At 67.3% G+C, this 20,473-nt stretch carries 19 protein-coding genes; 5 read left to right on the top strand and 14 right to left on the bottom strand.

Annotation, left to right across the window (positions count from 1 at the left end; genetic code table 11):
- On the bottom strand, positions 1-1,469 hold a 1,469-nt coding region (locus RIT73_RS11575; RefSeq protein ID WP_309132231.1), incomplete at its 3' end, for a class I SAM-dependent methyltransferase.
- A gap of 72 nt (positions 1,470-1,541) precedes the next feature.
- On the opposite strand from RIT73_RS11575, the gene RIT73_RS11570 reads away from it, so the two are divergent.
- A complete protein-coding gene (locus tag RIT73_RS11570) occupies positions 1,542-3,818 on the top strand; it encodes a DEAD/DEAH box helicase (RefSeq protein ID WP_309132230.1) in 2,277 nt (758 codons plus the stop codon).
- Between the two features lie 66 nt (positions 3,819-3,884).
- Here the strand turns inward: RIT73_RS11570 and RIT73_RS11565 are convergent, their stop codons facing one another.
- The 10 genes from RIT73_RS11565 to RIT73_RS11520 form a co-directional block, all read right to left on the bottom strand.
- Positions 3,885-4,202, bottom strand: coding sequence for an Rv3654c family TadE-like protein (locus RIT73_RS11565; RefSeq protein WP_309132229.1), 318 nt, complete (start codon positions 4,200-4,202; stop codon positions 3,885-3,887).
- Positions 4,199-4,600: a pilus assembly protein gene (locus RIT73_RS11560; protein WP_309132228.1), complete on the bottom strand. Its 402-nt coding sequence runs from the start codon at positions 4,598-4,600 to the stop codon at positions 4,199-4,201. The genes RIT73_RS11565 and RIT73_RS11560 overlap by 4 nt, the downstream gene beginning before the upstream one ends.
- 1 nt (position 4,601) lies before the next feature.
- Positions 4,602-4,883 carry a DUF4244 domain-containing protein gene (locus RIT73_RS11555; protein ID WP_309132227.1) on the bottom strand — a complete coding sequence of 94 codons (282 nt, stop codon included), beginning with the start codon at positions 4,881-4,883 and terminating at the stop codon, positions 4,602-4,604.
- 169 nt (positions 4,884-5,052) lie between these two features.
- Positions 5,053-5,655: a GNAT family protein gene (locus tag RIT73_RS11550; RefSeq protein WP_309132226.1), complete on the bottom strand. Its 603-nt coding sequence runs from the start codon at positions 5,653-5,655 to the stop codon at positions 5,053-5,055.
- 52 nt (positions 5,656-5,707) lie between these two features.
- Entirely contained in the window at positions 5,708-6,301 is a 594-nt protein-coding gene (locus RIT73_RS11545; RefSeq protein ID WP_309132225.1) for a type II secretion system F family protein, read from the bottom strand.
- Between the two features lie 58 nt (positions 6,302-6,359).
- Positions 6,360-7,064, bottom strand: a complete 705-nt coding sequence (locus RIT73_RS11540) for a type II secretion system F family protein (protein WP_309132224.1) — start codon at positions 7,062-7,064, stop codon at positions 6,360-6,362.
- Positions 7,061-8,227, bottom strand: coding sequence for a TadA family conjugal transfer-associated ATPase (locus RIT73_RS11535; protein ID WP_309132223.1), 1,167 nt, complete (start codon positions 8,225-8,227; stop codon positions 7,061-7,063). The genes RIT73_RS11540 and RIT73_RS11535 overlap by 4 nt, the downstream gene beginning before the upstream one ends.
- A complete protein-coding gene (ssd, locus tag RIT73_RS11530) occupies positions 8,224-9,225 on the bottom strand; it encodes a septum site-determining protein Ssd (RefSeq protein ID WP_309132222.1) in 1,002 nt (333 codons plus the stop codon). Before ssd ends, RIT73_RS11535 begins: the two co-directional genes overlap by 4 nt.
- 136 nt (positions 9,226-9,361) lie before the next feature.
- On the bottom strand, positions 9,362-10,207 hold the full coding sequence (locus RIT73_RS11525) for a Fic family protein (protein ID WP_309132221.1): 846 nt from the start codon (positions 10,205-10,207) through the stop codon (positions 9,362-9,364).
- Complete coding sequence (locus RIT73_RS11520; protein ID WP_309132220.1) at positions 10,204-12,483, bottom strand: hypothetical protein; 2,280 nt, start codon at positions 12,481-12,483, stop codon at positions 10,204-10,206. Before RIT73_RS11520 ends, RIT73_RS11525 begins: the two co-directional genes overlap by 4 nt.
- A gap of 312 nt (positions 12,484-12,795) precedes the next feature.
- Here RIT73_RS11520 and acs point away from each other — a divergent pair, with 312 nt between their 5' ends.
- The 3 genes from acs (at position 12,796) to RIT73_RS11505 (ending at position 16,318) form a co-directional block, all read left to right on the top strand.
- A complete protein-coding gene (gene acs / locus RIT73_RS11515; protein WP_309132219.1) occupies positions 12,796-14,733 on the top strand; it encodes an acetate--CoA ligase in 1,938 nt (645 codons plus the stop codon).
- A gap of 165 nt (positions 14,734-14,898) precedes the next feature.
- Positions 14,899-15,306 (top strand): phage holin family protein, encoded by a 408-nt coding sequence (locus RIT73_RS11510; RefSeq protein WP_309132218.1) that lies wholly within the window; start codon positions 14,899-14,901, stop codon positions 15,304-15,306.
- Positions 15,307-15,502: 196 nt separating this feature from the next.
- Positions 15,503-16,318, top strand: coding sequence for an alpha/beta hydrolase (locus RIT73_RS11505; RefSeq protein WP_309132217.1), 816 nt, complete (start codon positions 15,503-15,505; stop codon positions 16,316-16,318).
- A 238-nt stretch (positions 16,319-16,556) separates the two neighbouring features.
- On the opposite strand, the gene RIT73_RS11500 is transcribed toward RIT73_RS11505, so the two are convergent.
- From RIT73_RS11500 to nth, 3 genes are all read right to left on the bottom strand, one after another.
- Entirely contained in the window at positions 16,557-17,966 is a 1,410-nt protein-coding gene (locus RIT73_RS11500) for a DUF222 domain-containing protein (RefSeq protein WP_309132216.1), read from the bottom strand.
- Positions 17,967-18,096: 130 nt separating this feature from the next.
- On the bottom strand, positions 18,097-18,819 hold the full coding sequence (locus RIT73_RS11495) for a CoA pyrophosphatase (protein WP_309132215.1): 723 nt from the start codon (positions 18,817-18,819) through the stop codon (positions 18,097-18,099).
- On the bottom strand, positions 18,816-19,547 hold the full coding sequence (gene nth / locus RIT73_RS11490; protein ID WP_375295003.1) for an endonuclease III: 732 nt from the start codon (positions 19,545-19,547) through the stop codon (positions 18,816-18,818). The genes RIT73_RS11495 and nth overlap by 4 nt, the downstream gene beginning before the upstream one ends.
- Before the next feature lie 198 nt (positions 19,548-19,745).
- Here nth and RIT73_RS11485 point away from each other — a divergent pair, with 198 nt between their 5' ends.
- Positions 19,746-20,423: a Crp/Fnr family transcriptional regulator gene (locus RIT73_RS11485; RefSeq protein ID WP_309132214.1), complete on the top strand. Its 678-nt coding sequence runs from the start codon at positions 19,746-19,748 to the stop codon at positions 20,421-20,423.
- Positions 20,424-20,473: the final 50 nt, after the last annotated feature.

The following is a 20,473-nucleotide window of genomic DNA, read 5'->3' as shown; positions in this document are numbered from 1 at the left end:
TCGACGCCTTGGAGCCAGGACCGCAGTTCGAAGATCGTCTGCACGAACGCCCCGATCCCGTGTGCGTTGTTCGCCGGCGCCGAGGTGGTCCTGACCTTGGCCTTGAACGTGGCGTCGGTGCTCGGCATCACCGGTGAAGAACAAGTCGCACTGTCGGCAAATGTTCGGAAATCGTTATCGATCCCCTGCCCCTCGACCCTCTGCATGAGGACATAGCCGAAGACGATCCCGGTGACATCCCTCGACGCGAAGTCATCGATCCACGCCGCCGTCGCCTGGTTCCATTGGAGGCTCGCCCGTGTCACCCCTCCGTCCCGGATCCAGGTCTCGGCGTAGGCGATGAGGTCGAGGACCTCACGTTCGATGACGAGCACCGAGGTGTCGGGATCGGCGACCCAGGTTTCGGGGCCCGCCGATGCTGCCGCGTCCTCGTCGCTCAGCTCCCAGTTGCCCAGGCATACGCTCCGGCCGCCCGGCGCCAGCACTTCGGGGATGGCTGTGAAGAGTGAGCGCACCAGGGCATCGCCCGTCATCCCTCCGTCGCGGTATTCGAAGTCGGGGACCGCCGGTCCGTTCGGTTGGTCGGAGGCGATTCGCGGGGTGATCACGAATGGCGGGTTCGACACGAGCAGGTCCACTCTCTCGGACAGGGGTTCGAGCAGAGAGCCGGACCGGAATTCGATGGTGTCGACTCCGTTGAGCCGGGCACTGAGCTCGGCCAGCCGCAGCGCACGGGTGGAGACGTCGGTGGCGATCACCCGATCGGCATGACGGGCGAGCAGCAGTGCCTGGATTCCGCAGCCGGTGCCGATGTCGGCGGCCAGCCCCACGCGATCCCGTGGAGTCAGGGAGACGAGGGTGCGCCCGGCACCACCGAGACCGAGGACGAAATCGCCTTCGAGCACGTCCGGGTCGACGAGAGTGCCGTGGTCGCTGATGAGGTAGAGGTTCTCGTCACCCGGGCGGAACCCGCGTGGGACGCCGACGGGCAGGTCGTAGGGAGTGAGCGCGCACGGGGCCGTCACGACCGCTCCGGCGTCTCCGGAGCTGTCCTCTCCGAGCTCGATGAGTCCGGCATCCACTGCTGCGGCGAAGGCCTCGTCGCCCAGCGCGCGGCGGACCACCTCGGCGGCGACGTCCTGGTGGAAATGGAAGAGCAGCGCGATCGCCGCCAGGTCAGCGCCCGCAGCCAGGTCAGCGGCGGCAGCCGGCTCTCCGGTCGCGAGCGTCTGGCCGCTCGCAAACACCTTCCTGCAGTGGTGGATCGCGGGCGCCGCATTGTTCCGCACCAGGGCGTCGGAGACAGCGCCGCCCCAGAACTGGCGAAGCCGCGGTTCGGTGTATCCGGCGCTGTAGAGCCTCGCCCCCAGCGTCTCGGACAGAGCACCGAGAGCTTCGTGTGGAGTGCTGTGGGCCTCGTGCGGAGTGCCATGGGCCTGGTTCGCTGCGGTCTCGCCATGATCAGTCACATCGCGATCCTATCGATTCCGCCTCCGCCGGGCTGTGCAGCCGCTCATGGTCGCTGCGACATAATTGAGAGCATGACTTCTTCGGCCCTCCTCGACATCGTCACCGGCTTCGGTGTCAGGGACGACCGGATCGTCCACGTGCACGATGTTCCACAGCGAATCGAGCACGAGTCGGAGTGGCCCGAGTGGGTCGATGAGGAACTCCGGCACGCCTGCCATGCCATCGGAGTCGACCTCCCATGGCGACACCAGGTCGAAGCCGCCGAGACCGCACGGGCGGGATCGGACGTCGTCATCGCGACTCCGACCGCTTCGGGCAAGTCATTGGGCTTCTGGCTGCCGATCCTCGAATCCGTCCAATCCACCCGTGACACGCTGCGCACCGCCTCGGCGATCTACATCTCCCCCACCAAAGCGCTGGCCGCCGATCAGCTGACCAAGCTGGAGAAGCTCATCGTCCGAGGGGTGCGGCCGGCGACCTATGACGGCGACACCTCACAGGCGTCGAAGGACTGGGCGCGCAGACACGCGAACGTCGTCTTCACCAATCCCGACATGCTCCACCGCGGGATCCTGCCGCAGCACCAGCGGTTCGCACGTCTGTTCAAGTCGCTGCGCTACATCGTCATCGACGAGGCCCATCGCTATCGCGGGGTGTTCGGTTCGCACGTGGCTCTGATCGTGCGCCGACTGCTGCGCATCGCCGCCCATTACGGAGCGAACCCGGTCGTGATCGGAGCCTCGGCGACGATGGCGCATCCGGAGGTCGCCTTCTCGAAGCTCACCGGTCGTGAGGCCCACGCGGTCAGCGAGGACTCCTCGCCGCGCGCGGCCGGGGCCTTCGCCCTGTGGGAGCCTCCGGTGTCTCCCGGTGGGGACAGGCGCAGCGGATTGGTCGAGGCGGCCGACGTCCTCACCGACGCGATGTGCGCCGGCTACCGATCGATCGCTTTCATCGCCTCTCGCCGCGGGGCCGAGGCTCTCGCTTCAACTGTTCGCGACCAAGTCGGTCAGGTCGACGGGTCCTTGCAGGACAAGGTCGCGGCCTACCGGGGCGGCTATCTGGCCGAGGAGCGTCGCCTCCTGGAGTCGGCGCTGCGCTCGGGTCGTCTGCTCGCTGTCGCCTCGACGAACGCCCTGGAGCTGGGGATCGACATCTCCGGACTCGACCTCGTCATCATCTCCGGCTGGCCCGGGACTCTCGCCTCCCTGTGGCAGCAGGCCGGGCGGGCCGGGCGCTCGGGTCAGCGGTGGATGGCGGTGTTCATCGCCCGCGACGACCCGCTCGACACCTATGTCGTCCACCATCCCGAAGTCATCTTCGACGCCCCCGTCGACGCCGGCGTGATCCATCCCGGGAATCCCTATGTGCTCAGCGGGCACCTGTGCGCGGCCGCCGCCGAGGTGCCTCTGACCAGAGCCGAGCTCGTGCACTTCCCCGACAACTCCGCCGAGGTGATCGCCGACCTCGTCGACCGTCGGCTCCTGCGTGCACGCCCCGCCGGCTGGTTCTGGGCGAAGGACATCCCGGCCACCGACCTCTCCGACATCAGGGGCAGCGGAGGTGGGCAGTTCCGACTGGTGGAGGCGAGCACTGGGACATTGCTGGGCACGGTCGACGAATCGGGGGCGCACACGGGAGCCCACCCCGGAGCCGTCTACACGCACCAGGGGACGGACTTCACCGTGCTCGAGCTCGATCTCGACGATCATGTCGTGCTCGTCGAACGGGCCGAGGTCGACTACACGACTCAGGCCAGATCGCTGACCGAGATCGAGATCGTGTCCACCGACCAGCAGCGGGTTCTGCCCTCCGGGGTCGCAGTATGCAGCGGCACCGTCGACGTCAAGGACCACGTCGTCGGCTATCGGATGCGGTCGAAGCGCGGCGGCGCGATCATCGCCGAACACGAACTCGATCTGCCGGAGATGACGCTGCAGACCACAGCCGTATGGTGGACGATCCCGCAGTCACTGCTCGATGAAGCGGAGATCCTCCGAGCGGATCTGCCCGGAGCCGTCCATGCGGCCGAGCATGCGTCGATCGGGTTGCTCCCCCTGTTCGCCGGCTGCGACCGCTGGGACATCGGCGGCGTCTCGACGGCGATGCACGCCGACACCGGGATGGCGACAGTGTTCGTCTACGACGGGCTCGCCGGTGGGGCGGGATTCGCCGAGCGCGGCAGTGAGGTCATCGAGGACTGGTTGGGAGCCACCCGGGACGCCATCGCCGCCTGCGAATGCATCGACGGATGCCCGTCCTGCGTGCAGTCGCCCAAATGCGGAAACGGCAATGAGCCGCTGGAGAAGGCGGCAGCCCTGAGGCTGCTGCGCGCAGTGCTCGACTAGCAGCGCCCGACTGGCAGCGCCCCAGCAGGGTCGGCCGCGACGCCCTGACCGGGTGCCGGGCAGCAACTACCTGCCCGCGACGGCCTTCTCCCTCACTTTCGGCAGCGGGCCGGGAATATCGACCTCCACCTCGACGAAGGCGCTCTGCTCCGACGTCGAGGCCCGGCAGTCCCGCACTGTCGCGCCGTTGCGCCCGGCCACATCCTTCGCGACTTCGCAGGGATCGCCGGTCGCGAGTCCGCGCACCGCATCGGCGGCGGCAAGCGCACCGAGGTCTGCCGCGTTCTGCGCTGTGCTGTGGGCGACGAAGGCCTGGGTCAGTCCGCCGATCGCCGTGACCAGGACGATGAGCAATGAGCACAGCCCGACGACGATGGAGGTCATGGCATCGACACTGGTGTTCGGTCGCCCTCGGTGCGGGCGATCGCCGCAGCATCGACTTCGTCCATGAAGACGATCAGCGAGGGCAGACGGATGCTCACCCGCACCGTCGAGTATCCGCCTTCCCTGCTGATCACCACGTCGGAGGCTTCGCCTGCGTGCTTCTTCGCCTCGGCGATCACCGCGGCGGGAGGTTCGCCACGGGCGATCTCACGGGCGGCCGAGCGAGCCGCGTCGAACGCCCGCAGCTGGGTGAAGCCGATCGCGGCTGCCCCTGTGAGCACGACGAGGAGGAACACGACCGCGGGCATGACGACGGCGAATTCGGCGGTCGCCGTCCCCTCGTCGTGGCCCCGGCGCCGTCCCGCTCGTCGTGGCTCACAAGGGCATCCGATGCGCATGTCAGCTTCCGAGGCCGAGCGCGGTCTGGATGACGCCGGTGACGAGTTCCCTGATCGGCTCGGATTTGAGAACGACGACGAGCAGTGCGGCGAACCCGCACGCTGCCAAGGTGGTGATCGCATACTCGGCAGTGGTCGCACCGGCGTCAGGACCCCAGGGTTCGTCGTCACGGACCATCGGCGGCCACGGGGCGGAGTACTGGTCGTCGTCGAAGGCCGTCGGTTCGTCGCCGGAACCCATGGGGTCCTCGTCGAGGTTCGGGTCGAATGTGAATGCGGTCATTGCCTGCTCCTTGTGAGACGGTCGCCCGCAGTCTGCGGACTGATTCTCAGAGTGGAGGCAGGATCGCATCGCCGTCGAGCCTCGGCTTCGGCCCTGTGGAAACAGGTCGACAGTTCACAGGGTGATCGAGCATGAGTGGAAGGTGTGTCCCCCGACGAAGAAGGACGAGTCAGCGGTTGCCGGCCCAATCGTCCCTGAGGATCGCCATCATCACCTCGTCGTGGCGACGACCGTTGAAGAACACGGCCTCCCGACGGCGCCCTTCCTCGACGAATCCGGCCTTCTTATAGGAGGCGATTCCGCGTGCGTTGAAAGCCCACGTCTGCAGTTCGATCCGGTTGAGTCCCAGTTGCAGGAAGCCGTAGCGGATCGCGAGCCGCACGGCGTCCGAGCCGTATCCGCGCCCGTGGAACTCCGGGCCGACGATGATCGCCAATGTCGCGGACTGGTTGATGGGATTGCGACCGAAGAGAGTCACATGTCCGACGAACTCCTCGGTCTCGGTCAGCTCGATGCTGAAACCGACCGAGCTGGTGTCCCTGTTCGCGCTCCACTGCTGGAACTGCTCCGACACCCCGCCCTCCGGCCAGGGCAGGACAGTGGTGTTCTGCAGGACGACGATCGATGGATCGAACCACCACTGTTCGAGGTAGGGCAGGTCGTCTTCGCGCAGTGCACGGAGGCGGACGTAGCGGCCGACGAAGAGATTCTCGGCATAGTCGACGGCTTGTTCGACGTCGGAGAGCTGGTTGAAGGGAGGGATCGGTGCCATGACCCGACCCTACCAATGCGTGCCGGCGAGACTCCTGAGACAAAGGTCCACGTCAGAAGAACACGGAAGTCAGATCGCTCAGCAGCGAGATCACGACCGGTACGACCGAGAGCAGGAGGAAGGCCGGGAGGATGCACAGTCCCAGGGGAACGACGAGCTTGACGCCCAGAGCGGCCGCCGCTTCCTGTCGTCGCCGGCGGGAGGAATCACGGAGCTCCTTGGACACTGCTTCGATCAGCGGTGCCGGGCCGACGCCGGTGCGTTCGGAGAACTCGAACACCTCGAGCACCGGAAGCAGGCGGTCATCATCGGACAGCTCCTGTCCGCCGATCGACAGGACGCGTGCCATCCTCTCGAACCCCGACCGGTCGCCCGTCGCCCCCGCGGTGAGGGTGAGTGCGACCGGGATGGGAAGTCCGGAGGTGAGGCAGATGGCGACCAGATCGAGATCGAAGGCTAACTGTTCGTCGGACACCGCGGACTCGGACGTCATCTCGATGCCCCGGCCGTTCGTTCCCGACCGGGACAACACGCCCGACCCCTTCGCCTCGGCGTCCGCGAGGAGTTTCGACAGACGCCCAGCAGAGGTGCCCGACCACAGCAGGACTGCCGCGGCCACGAATGCTCCGACGAGTATCGCAACCATCAGTGCGCCCCTCCTCCTGCATCCATCGCAGCACCTGCATTCATCGCTGCACCTGCATTCATCGCTGCGCCTGCAGCATCATCCGCTTCATCCACAGCCGTCCGAGGATGTAGAGGACGATCCCGGCGGCGACGCTCAGGCGACCTGGCAGGCCCGTGACGAGGTCGATCGGCTCCACCCCGATGAGCAGACCCAGCCCCATTCCGAGCAGCGGCAGCCAGCTGAGCACGCGAACGGTCGCCCGCGGCCCGGCCATCGCGATCCGCCGTTCACGGTCGGCGTCGAGGGCATCCCTCTGCGCGGCCGCATACCGGAGGATCATGTCGGCAGCCGGGGCTCCCGACCGTTCGGAGACCGTCCACACGGCTGCCATCCCGGCGAACACCTCGGCGGCGACTCTCGACAGTCCGTCGTGGCGGGTCGCGATCGCGCGGCCGGGGTCCTCACCCAGAGCGATCGCCCGGGAGATCGGCCGGAGCTGCATGTTCTGGCGGCTCAGCGTCGCCATCACCGCCTGCGGGGTCATCCCGACCTTGAGCAGGTGGGCGCAGTTCTCGACGGCGGAGATCGCCCACAGCCTCTCCCGTTCGGGGTCGGCCCGGCCGGCGGGGGATTTCGCTCGGCCGCGCCCGGAACCCGACCGGTCGCTCTCGTCTCCGTCACCTCGGTGCGGGAGCAGCTCCCGCAGCCGCGCCCGCGGATCGACCGGGGAGCTGAGCACAACGGCGAGCGCCACGAGCACCGCGATGGCGAGGACCATCATGCCGTCTTCTGGTCCAGCACGGCTTCCAATCGTGCGAGCGCGCGCCGATTGAATGTTCCCTCGGTCTGCGCCGAGGCTCTGCCCCACACCGGTTCCATCACCACCGTCTCGGGAGTCTCCCTGGTCGGAATCGCCAGCTCGGTCATGCCGCGGACGGCGCCCGTCCTGCGCAGGTGGATGACCAGGTCGATGGCGGTCGCCATCTGTGAGTGCACCGCCTGCGGCTTCATGTCGGCGAGGGCGCCGAGGGCGGCCAGACGACTCGGCACCGCCTCGGCGGTGTTCGCGTGGATGGTCGCGCAGCCGCCCTCGTGGCCGGTGTTGAGCGCGGTGAGCATGTCACGGACTTCGGCTCCCCGGCACTCACCGACGACGAGGCGGTCGGGTCGCATGCGCAGTGCGTTGCGGACGAGGTCGGTCAGTGTCACCTCGCCGCCGCCTTCGACATTGGACTGTCGGGCTGCCAGCTGCACCACGTGCGGGTGACCGACGATGAGCTCGCGGGAGTCCTCGACGATGACGATCCGCTGGTCCTCAGCGACCAGTCCCAGCAGTGCGCCGAGGAGGACGGTCTTGCCGGTTCCGGTGCCGCCGGAGATGAGGATGTTCGCCCGGGACCGGACCGCCTCGGTGAGGAGTTCCGCCACGTCCGCGGGAATGAAGTCCCCGCTCAGATCGTCGAACGTGAAGCCCGAGCGGCGGGGCACGCGGAAGGAGATGATCGTGTTCTCACCGGAGATGGGTGGGACGACCGCGTTCATGCGCACGCCATCGGGCAGGCGCACGTCGACGAACGGGCTGGAGTCATCAAGCCGGCGACCGCCGAGGGCGGCCAGGCGCACGGCCAAGGATCGGACATCGTCCTCCGACCCCAGGGACAGATCGAGCGGCACGGGACCGTCGCCGGTGTCGGCGAAGATCTCGCGCGGTCCGTTGACGAACACGTCGGTGGTCCCGGGCACTTCGAGCACGGACTGCAGGGGCCCCGCCCCGGACAGCTGCGCGGACAGTCGGGTGACGAGTTCGAGCAGCGCACTGGAGCCGAGCACCCGGCCGGTCCGCTGCACCGCCTCGGCGACGGCGGCCGTGGTGATGGGGCCGGGGTCGTCGAGCAGGGTCTTGCGGACCTCCGCGACCAGCGAGGCGTCGAGCCATTCGCTCATGGGGCCCACTCCCCCAGGAGCCGATCGACGAGCCGACCCAGCCTGGCACCGCCGGGGATGCCCTCCCCTCGATCGACGGCTGCGGAGAGGCCGCGGTCGTCGCGGATGCTGCCGGCCAGCCCGAGGCCGATGGAGTCGGCCAGCAGCTGGGCGTCGAGACCGCCGGGTCCGGTCTCCCTGACGACGAGACGGACGTCGGGATGGGATTGGGACAATCGCTTCGCGACCTGCGAGGCGGCCACGGCCGAACGGACTCGCGCGGGGGCGACAAGGAGGACGTGATGGCAGCGCCTGGTCCACTGCGGGGGCGCGTGGCGGGGCAGGTCGACGATGACGAGGTCGAACGCCTGTCCGGCAGCGGCGAGGAAGTCGTCGAACACGTCCGGGTCGAGGTCGAGCGTGTCTCCGCGGCCCCAGGACAGGATGGCCAGTCCCTCGTGTCGAGGCAGGGCATCGCTGAGCGTCGAAGGCCGCAACTGCCCGCGGGAGGAGCTGAGGTCCGACCATCTGGGGCCGGGCACCTGTTCCGCTCCGAGCACGAGGTCGAGCCCGCCTCCGAGGGGGTCGGCGTCGACGAGGACCGTGTTGGGTCCGGCCCGCCGGGCGAGCGCGCAGGAGAGGACCGACGCGCCGGCACCGCCGCAGCCGGCGATGACTCCCACCGTCGTCCCGGGCGCCACGGGCGGCTCGACAGCCGCGATCATCCGCTGGCTCAGCCATTCGGCCGCCGAGGGCAGCACTGCCAGCTGTTCGACGCCGAGGTGGGCCGCACGCTTCCACGCCGAGTTCGGTTCGTCTCCGTCGAGGACGACGAGGATCCGATCGGCCCGATCCGCTGCCGGCGCTTCCCTGACGTCCTCGCCGAGGAGAATGAGGGAGGAGTTCTGCCAGCCGCCGGAGTCCGGGGGCAGGACTTTCAGGGCGATGCCGATGCTCTCGGCGACTCGTGCGCATTCCTCGATGATCGCACCGAGGTCGGTGATGAGGGAGACCTGCATGCCCCCAGGGTGCATCCGGCCGGAGCCTTCCGCCAGGGGACGGGGGCGCCTGTGGACAGGCGGAGACGACAGCGGCTCCTGTGCACTCAAGTCACAGGAGCCGCCCTTCGTCTGAACGTTTCGGTGTTCACGCTGATCAGTCGGTGCGCGGGAGCCGTCCCGCCTGAACCGCCTGACAGATCATGCGGCCCTCACCGGCTCCTTTTTCCACAGCCTGCGCGCACGAGACGATGAAGCCGGGCACGTCGCGCCCGGTCGCGTAGGCGTTGCCGGCCTGACCGTAGCCGGTCGCATCGTCGAGGAACGCGGCCTCCGGGACCGCGACCCCGGTGGGGTCGACGCCGGAGGTCACCATGTGGATCCGGAAGAGCGCCCGCGCGATGAGTCCGTTGCCGATGGCGAAGGGGCGCAGCGCCAGGATCTCCCCGTGCAGCAGGGCGGCGACGACGAGTCCGGGCAGGGATTCCTCCGCCAGGATCTCCTCGAGGGCACGCAGACGCTCGAGCACCTCGGCGGGAGGCGGCGGTGCGGGAAGTCCTGCCAGGTCACCGGGCAGCTCCTCGCCGAGGCGGGGCCGACCGAGACGATCGTCGTCGACGAGCCCCGCGCCCGCCGCGACAGACATCGTGGAGAGCACGCGCAGAAGGTTCCCCCGCAGCGGGTGAGCCTGCGCACTCAGCTCCGCGGCGTGGGCGGCAACCCGCACCGCCGCGGCGAGCTGCGTTCCCGACAGGTCGTCGGGAACCGCTCGGCCGGCGATGACCTCACGCACGAAATTCGTCGGATACCTGGCGCCTTCGAGGGCGGCCGAGGACCGTGCCGACCGCACGGTCGCCTCGGCGGCGGCTTCCGGAATGCGCTTGCGCAGAGCATTGTGCCAGCGCAGATCGGTGCAGGCACTGCGGGCCCGATCCATCGACTCCTCGACCTCGCCGAGGCGGGCGAGGGCGAGAACCGCAGCGCTCAGGTCGTTCGCGCTCACCCGCGCTGGATTCCCTCGGTGTTGCGCAGCAGGCCTTCGCGACCGTCGGAGTCGCGGACCTTGAACCACGAGCCGTGATCCTCGAGACCGAGGAACCAGTCACCTGGGTAGATGGTGAACACGGGCATGCCGGTGGTTGCGTCGACGGCTTCGCGCGGTTCGGGAACGGCGAACCAGAAAGCCTGAATGATCTGCTGCCCGCCGTTGCCTCCCCGACGCGAACTCTCGCTGCGGGACTCAGGGTCGTCGGTGCGGGACTCAGGGCCGCCGGTCCGGGACTCAGGGTCGCCGGTCCGGGCGGCGGCATTCCGACTGCCGTCTCCGCTGGTGTTCGACCGGTTATCGTCCGACCGAGGGTCGCGCGGGACGGCGGGCTGGACGACGGTCTCCTGCTCGCTCGTCTGCGAGTTCCCCGGCTCCACCGAGTTCGAGTCGCTGTCGCTTCCGTAGGAACCCATCGGAACATACTGTGTGGGCTCGTCGGACTCGGGTGGCGTCGTCCGCTCCGAACGACTGTCCGCCGCCTGGCTCTGGGTCGACGATCCCTCGCCCGATCCTTCCTTCGACTCGCGGTCCTGACCGGAATCGCGGGAGTCATCGGATCCGCGGTTCTGTCCGGAATCGCGATTCACATCCGAGTCACTGTTGGGGGCCGAGAATCGGCTCTCGCCGGCGGCAGCGCCCACGGCCGGGGTGTCGACGAGAGTCTCATCCATGACCGACGCGCCGGCCGTCGGAGCAGCAGCGGAAGCTGTCGCTCCGGCTGCGGTGGCGTCGGGGTTCCCGGTGGCGTCGGGGTTGACGGAGCCGGCTTCCCCACCCGGTGCGGCATGGCGACCGCGCCGGCGTTCGGAGGCAGTGGTCGAGTCGGTCTCAGCAGCGACCGGTTCGTCTCCGCTTCGTGCGCCGAAGCCGAGGGTCTGCGTCGGTTCGCTCTGCGAATGCTGCGGGGCATCGGCGTCATGGGCGCCGAGGTAGGTCTGGCCGCCACCTGTGCTGTGCACCTGCGGAGTCGACGCAGATCCGTCCGGAGAGTGCGTCCCCTCGCTGTCATGCGGAGCGAACGAATCGTGCATCCGTTGGTCCGGCTGACCGTACTGCTGCTGCGAACCGCCTGGCTGCCCGGCCGATCCGACCTGGTGACTGTCACGCCCACCGGAGTGGCCGCCGGCCTGGTTGCCGGTTCCACCGGGGTGGCCACCGGGCTGGCTGTCAGGGCCACCGAATTGGCCGGCAGGTCCGCCCTGCTGACTGCCGAAGGCTGCGCCTGGCGCCGGTGGACCGAACCCGCCCCCGGCGGCCGCACCTGGGAGCGGAGCCCGAGGCGCCGGGGACGCAGCGTGCTTGGACACCGGGCGGGCTTTCGGATGCGCCGGAATCTCGTCACGGTTGGCGAACTCGGTCGCGAAGAACGGGAGCATGGTGAGGACGCCGGCGAAGAACGCGATGAGGGCGGCGAAGAATGCAAGGTAAGCGCCGACGTGCCAGTACGGAGCCGAAGTCACGAGCTGGAGGAAGGCGAATGCGAATGCCGCTCCGGAGAGAACGGAGATCGTCTGATCCAGGCTCAAGGATCCCACTCGCAGAGAACCGGTGCCGAACTTATTGACGAGGACCGCCGCCACGATCAGCCAGATGACCAGCACGTTGAAGAGGAATGTGCCCATCATGTCGACATTCCATGACCACAGCGACACGGATATGAGTCCGAACGACTTGAACGGCACGAAGAGCACGATCAGGGACAGCAGACCGGCGAACAGGAGCAGCAGGTCACGCAGCGTCAGCGGCCCGAGCAGTCCGGGACCGCTGCGCCGACGACGAGGCGGCTGAGCATGCGCAAAGCCCTGCGGCCCCGAACCGTGGGAGCCAGGGCCAGATCCGTAGGAGCCAGGGCCAGAACCATAAGCACCAGGTGCCGAACCGTACGCACCAGGACCCGAACCGTAGGCAACGGGCGCCGAACCATATGCGCCGGAGTTGTGGGGCGCTGACCCGTATGGACTCGCTCCCTGTGACCCGGGCCCATACGGGCCAGGTCCGCCGGGTGCATACGGTCCCGGTCCACCGGGTGCATACGGTCCCGGTCCACCGGGTGCCGAGCCGAACTGACCGGGACCGCTCTGCCACTGCTGCGGGCCGCTCACAGGGCCGGAGCCATAGGCCGATCCCTGGCCGGGGGCCGCCGGCTGATCGTTGTTCGGTCCGGGGTTCGGTGCGTGTGGATCATGCCACGGGTGTGCACCTGATCCCGTCGGATGCTGCGGCGAACTCATCGCTAACTCCAGTCCATTTCGGCTACAAGGTCTTCGAACTCTTCAGTCTGTGGTTTCATCCTGACAGATTCCCATCCCCATCCTTGCAGAACTGACCATCCATCCCCGCCATTTGGGGCATCGGCTTCCGCGAGCAGTCGACGGTCCGACGTCCCGCCGGCACAGCGGCAGATGTGGCATATACCACTCAACTGCTCGGACGGCTACCCCCAATTGGCCTCGCAGGTTCACCGGTTGGCGGTTACCCGTCCCTGTCTCCGGGTATACAGTGCAACTAGAATTTTCGATCCACCAATGAAGCCGGAGGGAACCATGACCGACGCCACAGCCGGAACAGCCGACACCTTTGCCCCACCAGAGGAGTTCGCCGCCGCTGCCAACGTCAAGGCGGACGAGTACGAGCGCGCGGATGCCGACTACCTCAGCTTCTGGGCCGAGCAGGCCCGTGAGCTCGTCGATTGGGACCAGGACTTCAATGAAGTCCTTGACTGGAGCAACCCGCCGTTCGCGAAGTGGTTCGTCGGCGGCAAGCTCAACGTGGCATACAACTGCCTCGACCGTCACGTCAGGGCCGGCAATGGTGACCGCATCGCGATCAACTTCGAGGGCGAGCCCGGCGATTCCCGCACGTACACCTATGCGGAGCTTCTCGCCGAGGTGTCGAAGGCCGCCAATACCTTGACCGACCTCGGCGTCAAGTCCGGGGACCGGGTGGCGATCTACCTGCCCATGATCCCCGAGGCGATCATCTCGATGCTCGCCTGCGCCCGCCTCGGCGCCCCGCATTCGGTCGTCTTCGGCGGCTTCTCCGCCGATGCTCTGCGCTCACGCATCATCGACGCCGAGGCGCGTGTGGTCATCACCGCCGACGGCAGCTATCGCCGCGGTAAGCCCACCAGCCTCAAGCCCGCCGTCGACGAAGCGCTTTCGCACGGTGACACGCCTATCGAAACCGTCCTCGTGGTCCGTCGCACCGGTCAGGACGTCGAGTGGACCGAGGGCCGGGATCAGTGGTGGCACGACGCTGTCGAGACCGCCAGCCCGGAGCACGAATGCGAGTTCTTCGATTCCGAGCACCCCCTCTACATCCTCTACACCTCGGGGACGACGGGGAAGCCCAAGGGCATCCTGCACACGACGGGCGGCTACCTCACCCAGGTGCTCTATTCGATGAAGGCCGTCTTCGACATCAAGCCGGAGTCCGACGTGTTCTGGTGCACGGCCGACGTCGGCTGGGTCACCGGCCACTCGTACGTCGCCTACGGCCCTCTGGGCATCGGCGCTACGGAGATCGTCTACGAAGGCACCCCCGACACCCCTCACCAGGGTCGCTGGTGGGAGATCGTCGAGAAGTACAAGGCCACCATCCTCTACGCCGCGCCGACCGCAATCCGCACGTTCATGAAGTGGGGCGAAGACGTTCCCGCCAAGTACGATCTGTCCAGCCTGCGCCTGCTCGGCAGCGTCGGCGAGCCGATCAACCCCGAGGCCTGGCGCTGGTACCACCGCGTCATCGGCGGTGAGCGCTGCCCGGTCGTCGACACGTGGTGGCAGACGGAGACCGGTGCGCACATGATCGCCCCGCTGCCCGGCGTTCTCTCCACCAAACCCGGATCGTCCCAACGTCCCATCCCCGGCATCTCCGTCGACGTCGTCGACGACACCGGCGAGAACCCGGCGGGGCCCGAGGGCGGTCTCCTCGTCATCCGGCGGCCGTGGCCGTCGATGCTGCGCGGCATCTGGAAAGACCCGGAGCGCTTCAAGGAGACGTACTGGTCCCGCTTCGAGAACACGTACTTCGCCGGGGACGGTGCGAAGCGTGACGAAGACGGCGACATCTGGTTCCTCGGCCGGGTGGACGATGTGATGAACGTATCCGGTCACCGTCTGTCGACGGCTGAGATCGAATCGGCCCTTGTCGCTCACCCCTATGTCGCCGAGGCGGCTGTGGTCGGTGCTGCCGATGAGACCTCCGGCCAGGCGGTCATCGCATTCGTCATCGTGGGCAACGACGTCGAGAACAGCGCGGACACCGCTGAGGAGCTGCGCCAGCACGTCGGCAAGGAGATCGGACCGATCGCGAAGCCGAAGAAGGTCCACATCGTCTCCGAGCTGCCGAAGACCCGTTCGGGCAAGATCATGCGTCGTCTGCTCAAGGACGTGGCCGAGCACCGCACGGTCGGCGATGCGACGACCCTGGCTGACTCGTCGGTCATGCAGTTGATCGAGGAGTCCGTGGCGAAGTCGTGATGAGTCGGTGAGAAAACCCGTCGGAGACGGCAACTGCGCTTGAGGCCAGGGAGACCGGATCCGACGGGCTTTTCTCGTCATTCAGGCGGGAAACCTTTGGTCAGCAGGCACGTTCAGACTACTCTTAGGAATGATTGTCCACGCACTCTTTCGATAGGAGCACTTATGGCCGAGAGGTCGATCAGCGAACTGATCAAAGACATCGGCGACGATTCCAAGGCGATCGTCGAAGAAGAAGTTGCACTCGCGAAAGCTGAGGCCACTGCCGGTGCGAAGAACCTGGGCATCGGCTCCGCTCTGGCGATCGTTGCTCTGTTCTTCCTGTTCCTGTCATCATTCATGGTCATCTTCGCGGGTGCCGCGGCATTCCACGAGGGTCTCGGCTGGCCCTGGTGGGGAAGCTTCCTCATGGTCTTCGGAATCCTCGCCGTCATTGCGATCATCCTGATCCTGGTGGCCGTTCCCCTGTTCAAGAAGGGCAACCCGGTGCCGGTCACCGCGATCGACCTCGGCAAGTCTCTCGTAGCGGGCGTCAAACGGGCACTGAGCAACCCTTCGGGACCGCGTTACTGACAATGCGAGACATCGTGTGCGGATGAGCGCGTGAGCAAAGTGGCGCTGGATCGGATCCAGCGCCACTTTCGCATTCATACCGGCTCCGCTGGTCATCTTCGACTGCTCCGCAGGCACGGCTCACCGGCGCAGAGCGGTGCACATGGCTCCGGCCGAACATTGACCAGGACTGTGCCCGGTGTTAGCGTTCGACGTCATGACGAGCCCGCGCACGGTGCAGGTCGCCGATGCGGTGACCGTGGACGTCCATGATCACGGCGACGGCGAACCCCTTCTGCTGATCCAGACTGCGCTTCTGACCGAGGCGCTCGTCCCTCTGTCCCACGAGTCCGAGATCGCCCGGAACTTTCGGGTGATCGACTGCCGTCGCAGGGAATACGGACCCAGCGGCACCGTGAGTGAACCCGGCTCGGTGCGTCGCGATGCCCTCGACTGCCTCGCGGTCCTGGACGCGCTCAGCGCCCGCCCCGCGCACATCCTCGGGACCAGCTACAGCGCCGCCGTCGCGCTCGAGCTTGCCGCCATCGACCCATCAGCTGTCCGAACCCTCACCCTCATCGAACCCCCACCTCGACACGGGCCACCGACCGAGGAGTTCCTCGCTGCGAACAGGCGCCTGCACGACGCGTACACCGCAGAGGGTGTGACGCAGGCGCTTGAGCAGTTCAACCGCGCCCTCGGCATCCCGAGCTGGCTCGAGGAACGGTCCACCGCCAATGAGCAGCACATAGCGCAGGTCGAGCGCGATGCCACCACGTTCTTCGCCTCCGACGTACCAGCCCTGCTCGGCTGGGTCTTCGAGCCCGCACGTACCGCCGCGATCACTTGCCCTGTTCTCTACATCGGTGGCGCAGAGAGCCATCCCTGGTTCGCCCACGTCCACAGGTGGGTCACCGAGATCTTCCCTCACTGTGAGGATCACCTCGTCGACGGGGCCGGACACACCGTGGCTTCCACCCACAGCCATGTGGTTGCCGAACTGGTCGCGAATTTCGCGGCAAAGCACCACTGAGCAGCCTTCACCGCACTCATTTCCGCGCAGCTTCGCCGTCATCCGGTGTCGACCAGGATCCGGGATCGGAACTTCTCTTCAAAGTGACCGACATCCTATGGCGCCGGCGGCAAGTGGAGGCTGGTTCCAAGGTTCGAAGAATCAAGCGAATGCGCATGAGCACGGTCGCATTCACTCCGGGTTCGCCTTTACAGGGCGCATCTCACCGCCCCGCGTCATCCCGAGTCGGCGTCTGGCGTCATCCCGAGTCGGCGATGATTCGGGACCGGAACTGGTATTCGAGGGAGCTGAAGTCCGATGGCGGCGGGTGCGGCGGCGTTTCGTCCTGGGGATCGAGGAACCCGGCCAGGGCCTGTCCCCAATCGCGCGCGCCGGCGGGAGTCAGCGGCGACCGGCGAGGAATCCGGACCCTCGTCATGAATGGCCGCGGCCCCACCTTGTACCGGCGGCCGGACGGAGTGAGCACGACCAGGTCATTCTCCGCGGCCTGATGCCGCCAGCCGGGATGCTCCTTCGCGTAGTTGCAGCTGGCGCACAGTCCGCTGGCGTTCTCCATGGTGGTGGGCCCGCCCTCCGCGGCAGCCTGGACGTGATCGGCGTGTTTGATTCGGGCATCACACCATGGCGTCCGGCACACATCGTCACGGAAGACCACCATTCGCCGCAGCAGACCCGAGAACTCTCGCCGCCTCGACTCCATTCCCACCAGCTGCTTCTCGGTCGGAGTGGTGAAGAGCCTGCGGATGAACGCTCTGGCTCTGTTCGCCGCGATCGAATCGCGCGCGGTCCGACTCGGGAGCGGACCGTACCCGGGCAGCCATGCCGGAACCCGACCACTGTCGAGAAGGGAATCGGTGTCGATGACGATGTGGACCTCCATCGGCACCGCTCCGGCTTCTGCCTGACCGGTTGTGCGCTCAACGAGAAGGTCGGCCATCATCTGGGAATGAGTGCGGCCTCCAGCGTCTCCCGCCGCCACCTTCGTGTCCGCGGCGGTTCTCAGTCCTTCGAAGACGGCCACGGCCTGGATCAGCGGCAGGGTCGCATTGACGCGTCCCATGCCGTGGCGGGTCGGGGTCATCGTCACCCGTCGGTGGCTTGCCGCTTCGGCGGCTCTCTTGGCCGTATCGTCGGCGGCGAGTTCAGCGGCCAGAGCTCGGGCCTCGTTGCGCAGGGTGCCGAGTCCGGCCTCGGGCAGGGTGTTTCGCATCCGCAGGTCGACTCTGCGGCGCTGTTCCGGAGTGAGATCACTGGTCTCATCGACGATGATCTGTGCTTTGACGTCACTGATGACCCCTGAGCTCAGTGCGGTCAACGTGCTGGGCAGATCGGCGCTCAGGGTGCGGGCAGTGGTGAGGAACTTCCGGCCGGTGCCCGGGCTGGTCTTCCTCGCCAATCCGATCTCGTCACCCGCCCGCCTGCCCTGCTTGGCGACCGGGACGCTGTTGAGAGCATCACGGGTGCGGCGCTGCTGTTCGAAGGCGACAGCCTCACGAATCTGAACTGCGGTGAGGGTGGCTTTGAGGGCCTCGAAGGCGGTGATCCGGTCCAGGCTCTCACGTTCCGTGGTCGCGGGAGTCAGAGCACGCAGGAGCGCACTGAACCGATCCGCCTCGGCGAGGGTGTCGGATGCGGGCTGTGCCTCCATGGACCCACACTAACTCGAGGCTCTGACACGAGATTTCCGGCCCGGCCCGGACTCGCGAACGCACCAGGTCCGCGTTCGCACCAGGCCCGCACCGGACTCGCGAACGCACCAGGTCCACCCTGCTCACGCCTCAGAAGTCGATGTCGATGGGCGCTCCGCGGTCCCACTCCCCCGCCCAGGCGAGATGCTCGAGTGCGAAGTCGAGGATTCCCGCGGTGAATCCCCAAACCCTGAACACGCCGACGTCGAAGGCGGGCGTCGTGATCCCCAGGTCCGGGCGCGCGAAGGTCCCTCGGTTCGCCGGTGCCACCAGGTCCGCGATCGGGACACGGTGCACGGCATAGGACTCGTCGTGGTCCATCACCTGCACGGTTCCCGACTGCGACCAGTATCCGATCACGGGGGTCACGACGAACCTGCTGACGGGGATGTAGAGCGGGTCCATCTCCCCGAACACCTCGACGCTCGATGGTGGGATGCCGGCCTCCTCCTCGGCCTCGCGCAGCGCGGCAGCAGTCAGCGAGACGTCCTCGGGGTCACGGCTGCCTCCCGGGAATGCCACCTGGCCGGGGTGATGCCGCAAGGTGCTGGCGCGCTGCAGCAGCACGATGTCGAGGTCCTCGATCCCCAGCTCGGCCAGTCGCGGCAGTTCCGCCCGTCCGGCTTCGGTGCGCGGGGCTTCTCCCCGACCGAACAGCATGAGCACTGCGGCGGAGCGGACCTCCACGTCGTCGGGAACCGTCGACCGGCGCATCCACAGCGGTGACCCCTTCGAGGAAGCCAGGCGTTCGAGCTGACGGCGCAGCTCAAAGTCGCAGACAGGGTCCTCGGACTCCTCGCAGCCCGCGCTCACGCCAAGGGAGCCATCTCGTACTTGAACATCGCCCGGGCCTTGTCGGGATCGAGCTCACCGATCCCGAAGGACGGGCACAGCGTCATCAGCGGACAGGCACCGCACGCGGGTCTGCGGGAATGGCAGATGCGGCGGCCGTGGAAGATCACCCGATGGGAGAGCAGGGTCAGCTCCTTCTTCGGGAACAGGCTCGCGATGTCCTCCTCGGCCTTGACCGGGTCGGTCTCCTGGGTCCACCAGAACCGGCGCGCCAATCGGCCCATGTGGGTGTCGACGGTGATCCCGGGTTCGTCGAAGGCGTTGCCGAGCACCACGTTCGCGGTCTTCCGCCCGACTCCGGCCAGCTTGACGAGTTTGTCCATCGAGGCGGGCACCTCGCCGTCGTAGAGGTCGACGAGGTCGTTCGCGAGTTTGACGATGTTGCGAGCCTTCGCCCGGTAGAACCCCGTCGAGTGGATGAGCTCCTCCACCTCGCCGAGGTTGGCCACCGCCAGCGCGTGCGCGTCGGGGAACGCGGCGAACAGTCCGGGGGTCACCGCGTTGACGCGGATGTCGGTCGTCTGCGCGGAGAGGACGGTCGCGATGAGGAGCTGGAACGGGGTCGCGAAGTCCAGTTCGCACTTGGCGTTGGGATACACCTCGGCGAGGATCCGATTGATCTTGCGCGCCCGTCGGGTCCTGCCCAGCGGGGTCTCACCAGCGAATTTCCGCGCACTCTTCTCAGCCACCGTCAACACGACTCACCATCCTAATCCGTGCCCCGCGATTGCGCAGTCCGGTCCCTCGCCGCGGACTCCGGCGGTGATCCGCGGACTGCACGCAGCCTCCTCGTTTTCGACGAATGCCCCCAACTCCCGCCGGTTCGGTGGTGTCACCACCGCTGACCAGGTAGATTTAATGGTGAATCTCACGACTAGGAGGACATAGTGGATATTGAAGTTGTGCGGGGTGCCACGCTTTTCGCCGGACTGGACGATGAATCGACCAGTGCACTGATGAAGTTCATGAACCCGCGGAGTCTCCGCCGGGGCACCGTGCTCTTCCATGAAGGCGACGCCGGGGACGAGCTCTACATCGTCTCCACCGGAAAGCTGAAGATCGGCCGGGAGTCCTCCGACGGCCGTGAGAACCTGCTCTCCGTCGTCGGCCCGGGCGAGATCATCGGCGAACTCAGCCTCTTCGATCCCGGCCCGCGCTCGACCACCGTCACCGCGGTGTCCCAGTCCGAGCTGCTCAGCCTCAAGCACGAAGACCTCACAACATGGCTCAAGGACCGTCCGCAGGCCGGTATGAACCTGCTCAAGGCCCTGGCTCAGCGTCTGCGCCGGACCAACGAGACCGTCGGCGACCTGGTCTTCTCCGACGTTCCCGGCCGAGTCGCCAAGGCCCTGCTCGACCTCGCCGCGCGCTTCTCGAAGCCGGCCCCGGACGGTGTCCTCGTCGCTCACGACCTCACCCAGGAGGAGCTCGCTCAGCTCGTCGGCGCCTCCCGTGAGACCGTGAACAAGGCTCTGGCCGACTTCGCCGCCCGCGGCTTCATCCGCCTCGAGGCCCGCTCGGTCGTCATCCTCGACATGGACCGGATGCGCAACCGCGCCCGCTGATTCTCCCTCGACCGCCTTTCCCCCGCCGAGGTGGTCGGACCTGATCCGAC

The sequence above is a fragment of the Brevibacterium sp. genome, assembly GCF_031179145.1.
In the GTDB taxonomy this organism is placed as follows: Bacteria; Actinomycetota; Actinomycetes; order Actinomycetales; family Brevibacteriaceae; genus Brevibacterium.
This window is presented reverse-complemented; position numbering and strand designations above follow the sequence as displayed.

Excerpts from the sequence above, each read along its gene's own strand:
- RIT73_RS11550 (WP_309132226.1), bottom strand. The coding sequence starts at position 5,655 with ATGGCACCGATCCCTCCCTTCAACCAGCTCTCCGACGTCGAACAAGCC.
- RIT73_RS11545 (WP_309132225.1), bottom strand. The coding sequence starts at position 6,301 with ATGGTTGCGATACTCGTCGGAGCATTCGTGGCCGCGGCAGTCCTGCTG.
- RIT73_RS11555 (WP_309132227.1), bottom strand. The coding sequence starts at position 4,883 with ATGACCGCATTCACATTCGACCCGAACCTCGACGAGGACCCCATGGGT.
- RIT73_RS11540 (WP_309132224.1), bottom strand. The coding sequence starts at position 7,064 with ATGATGGTCCTCGCCATCGCGGTGCTCGTGGCGCTCGCCGTTGTGCTC.
- RIT73_RS11500 (WP_309132216.1), bottom strand. The coding sequence starts at position 17,966 with ATGGAGGCACAGCCCGCATCCGACACCCTCGCCGAGGCGGATCGGTTC.
- RIT73_RS11535 (WP_309132223.1), bottom strand. The coding sequence starts at position 8,227 with ATGAGCGAATGGCTCGACGCCTCGCTGGTCGCGGAGGTCCGCAAGACC.
- RIT73_RS11505 (WP_309132217.1), top strand. The coding sequence starts at position 15,503 with ATGACGAGCCCGCGCACGGTGCAGGTCGCCGATGCGGTGACCGTGGAC.
- acs (WP_309132219.1), top strand. The coding sequence starts at position 12,796 with ATGACCGACGCCACAGCCGGAACAGCCGACACCTTTGCCCCACCAGAG.
- ssd (WP_309132222.1), bottom strand. The coding sequence starts at position 9,225 with ATGCAGGTCTCCCTCATCACCGACCTCGGTGCGATCATCGAGGAATGC.
- RIT73_RS11520 (WP_309132220.1), bottom strand. The coding sequence starts at position 12,483 with ATGAGTTCGCCGCAGCATCCGACGGGATCAGGTGCACACCCGTGGCAT.
- RIT73_RS11570 (WP_309132230.1), top strand. The coding sequence starts at position 1,542 with ATGACTTCTTCGGCCCTCCTCGACATCGTCACCGGCTTCGGTGTCAGG.
- RIT73_RS11510 (WP_309132218.1), top strand. The coding sequence starts at position 14,899 with ATGGCCGAGAGGTCGATCAGCGAACTGATCAAAGACATCGGCGACGAT.
- RIT73_RS11565 (WP_309132229.1), bottom strand. The coding sequence starts at position 4,202 with ATGACCTCCATCGTCGTCGGGCTGTGCTCATTGCTCATCGTCCTGGTC.
- RIT73_RS11560 (WP_309132228.1), bottom strand. The coding sequence starts at position 4,600 with ATGCGCATCGGATGCCCTTGTGAGCCACGACGAGCGGGACGGCGCCGG.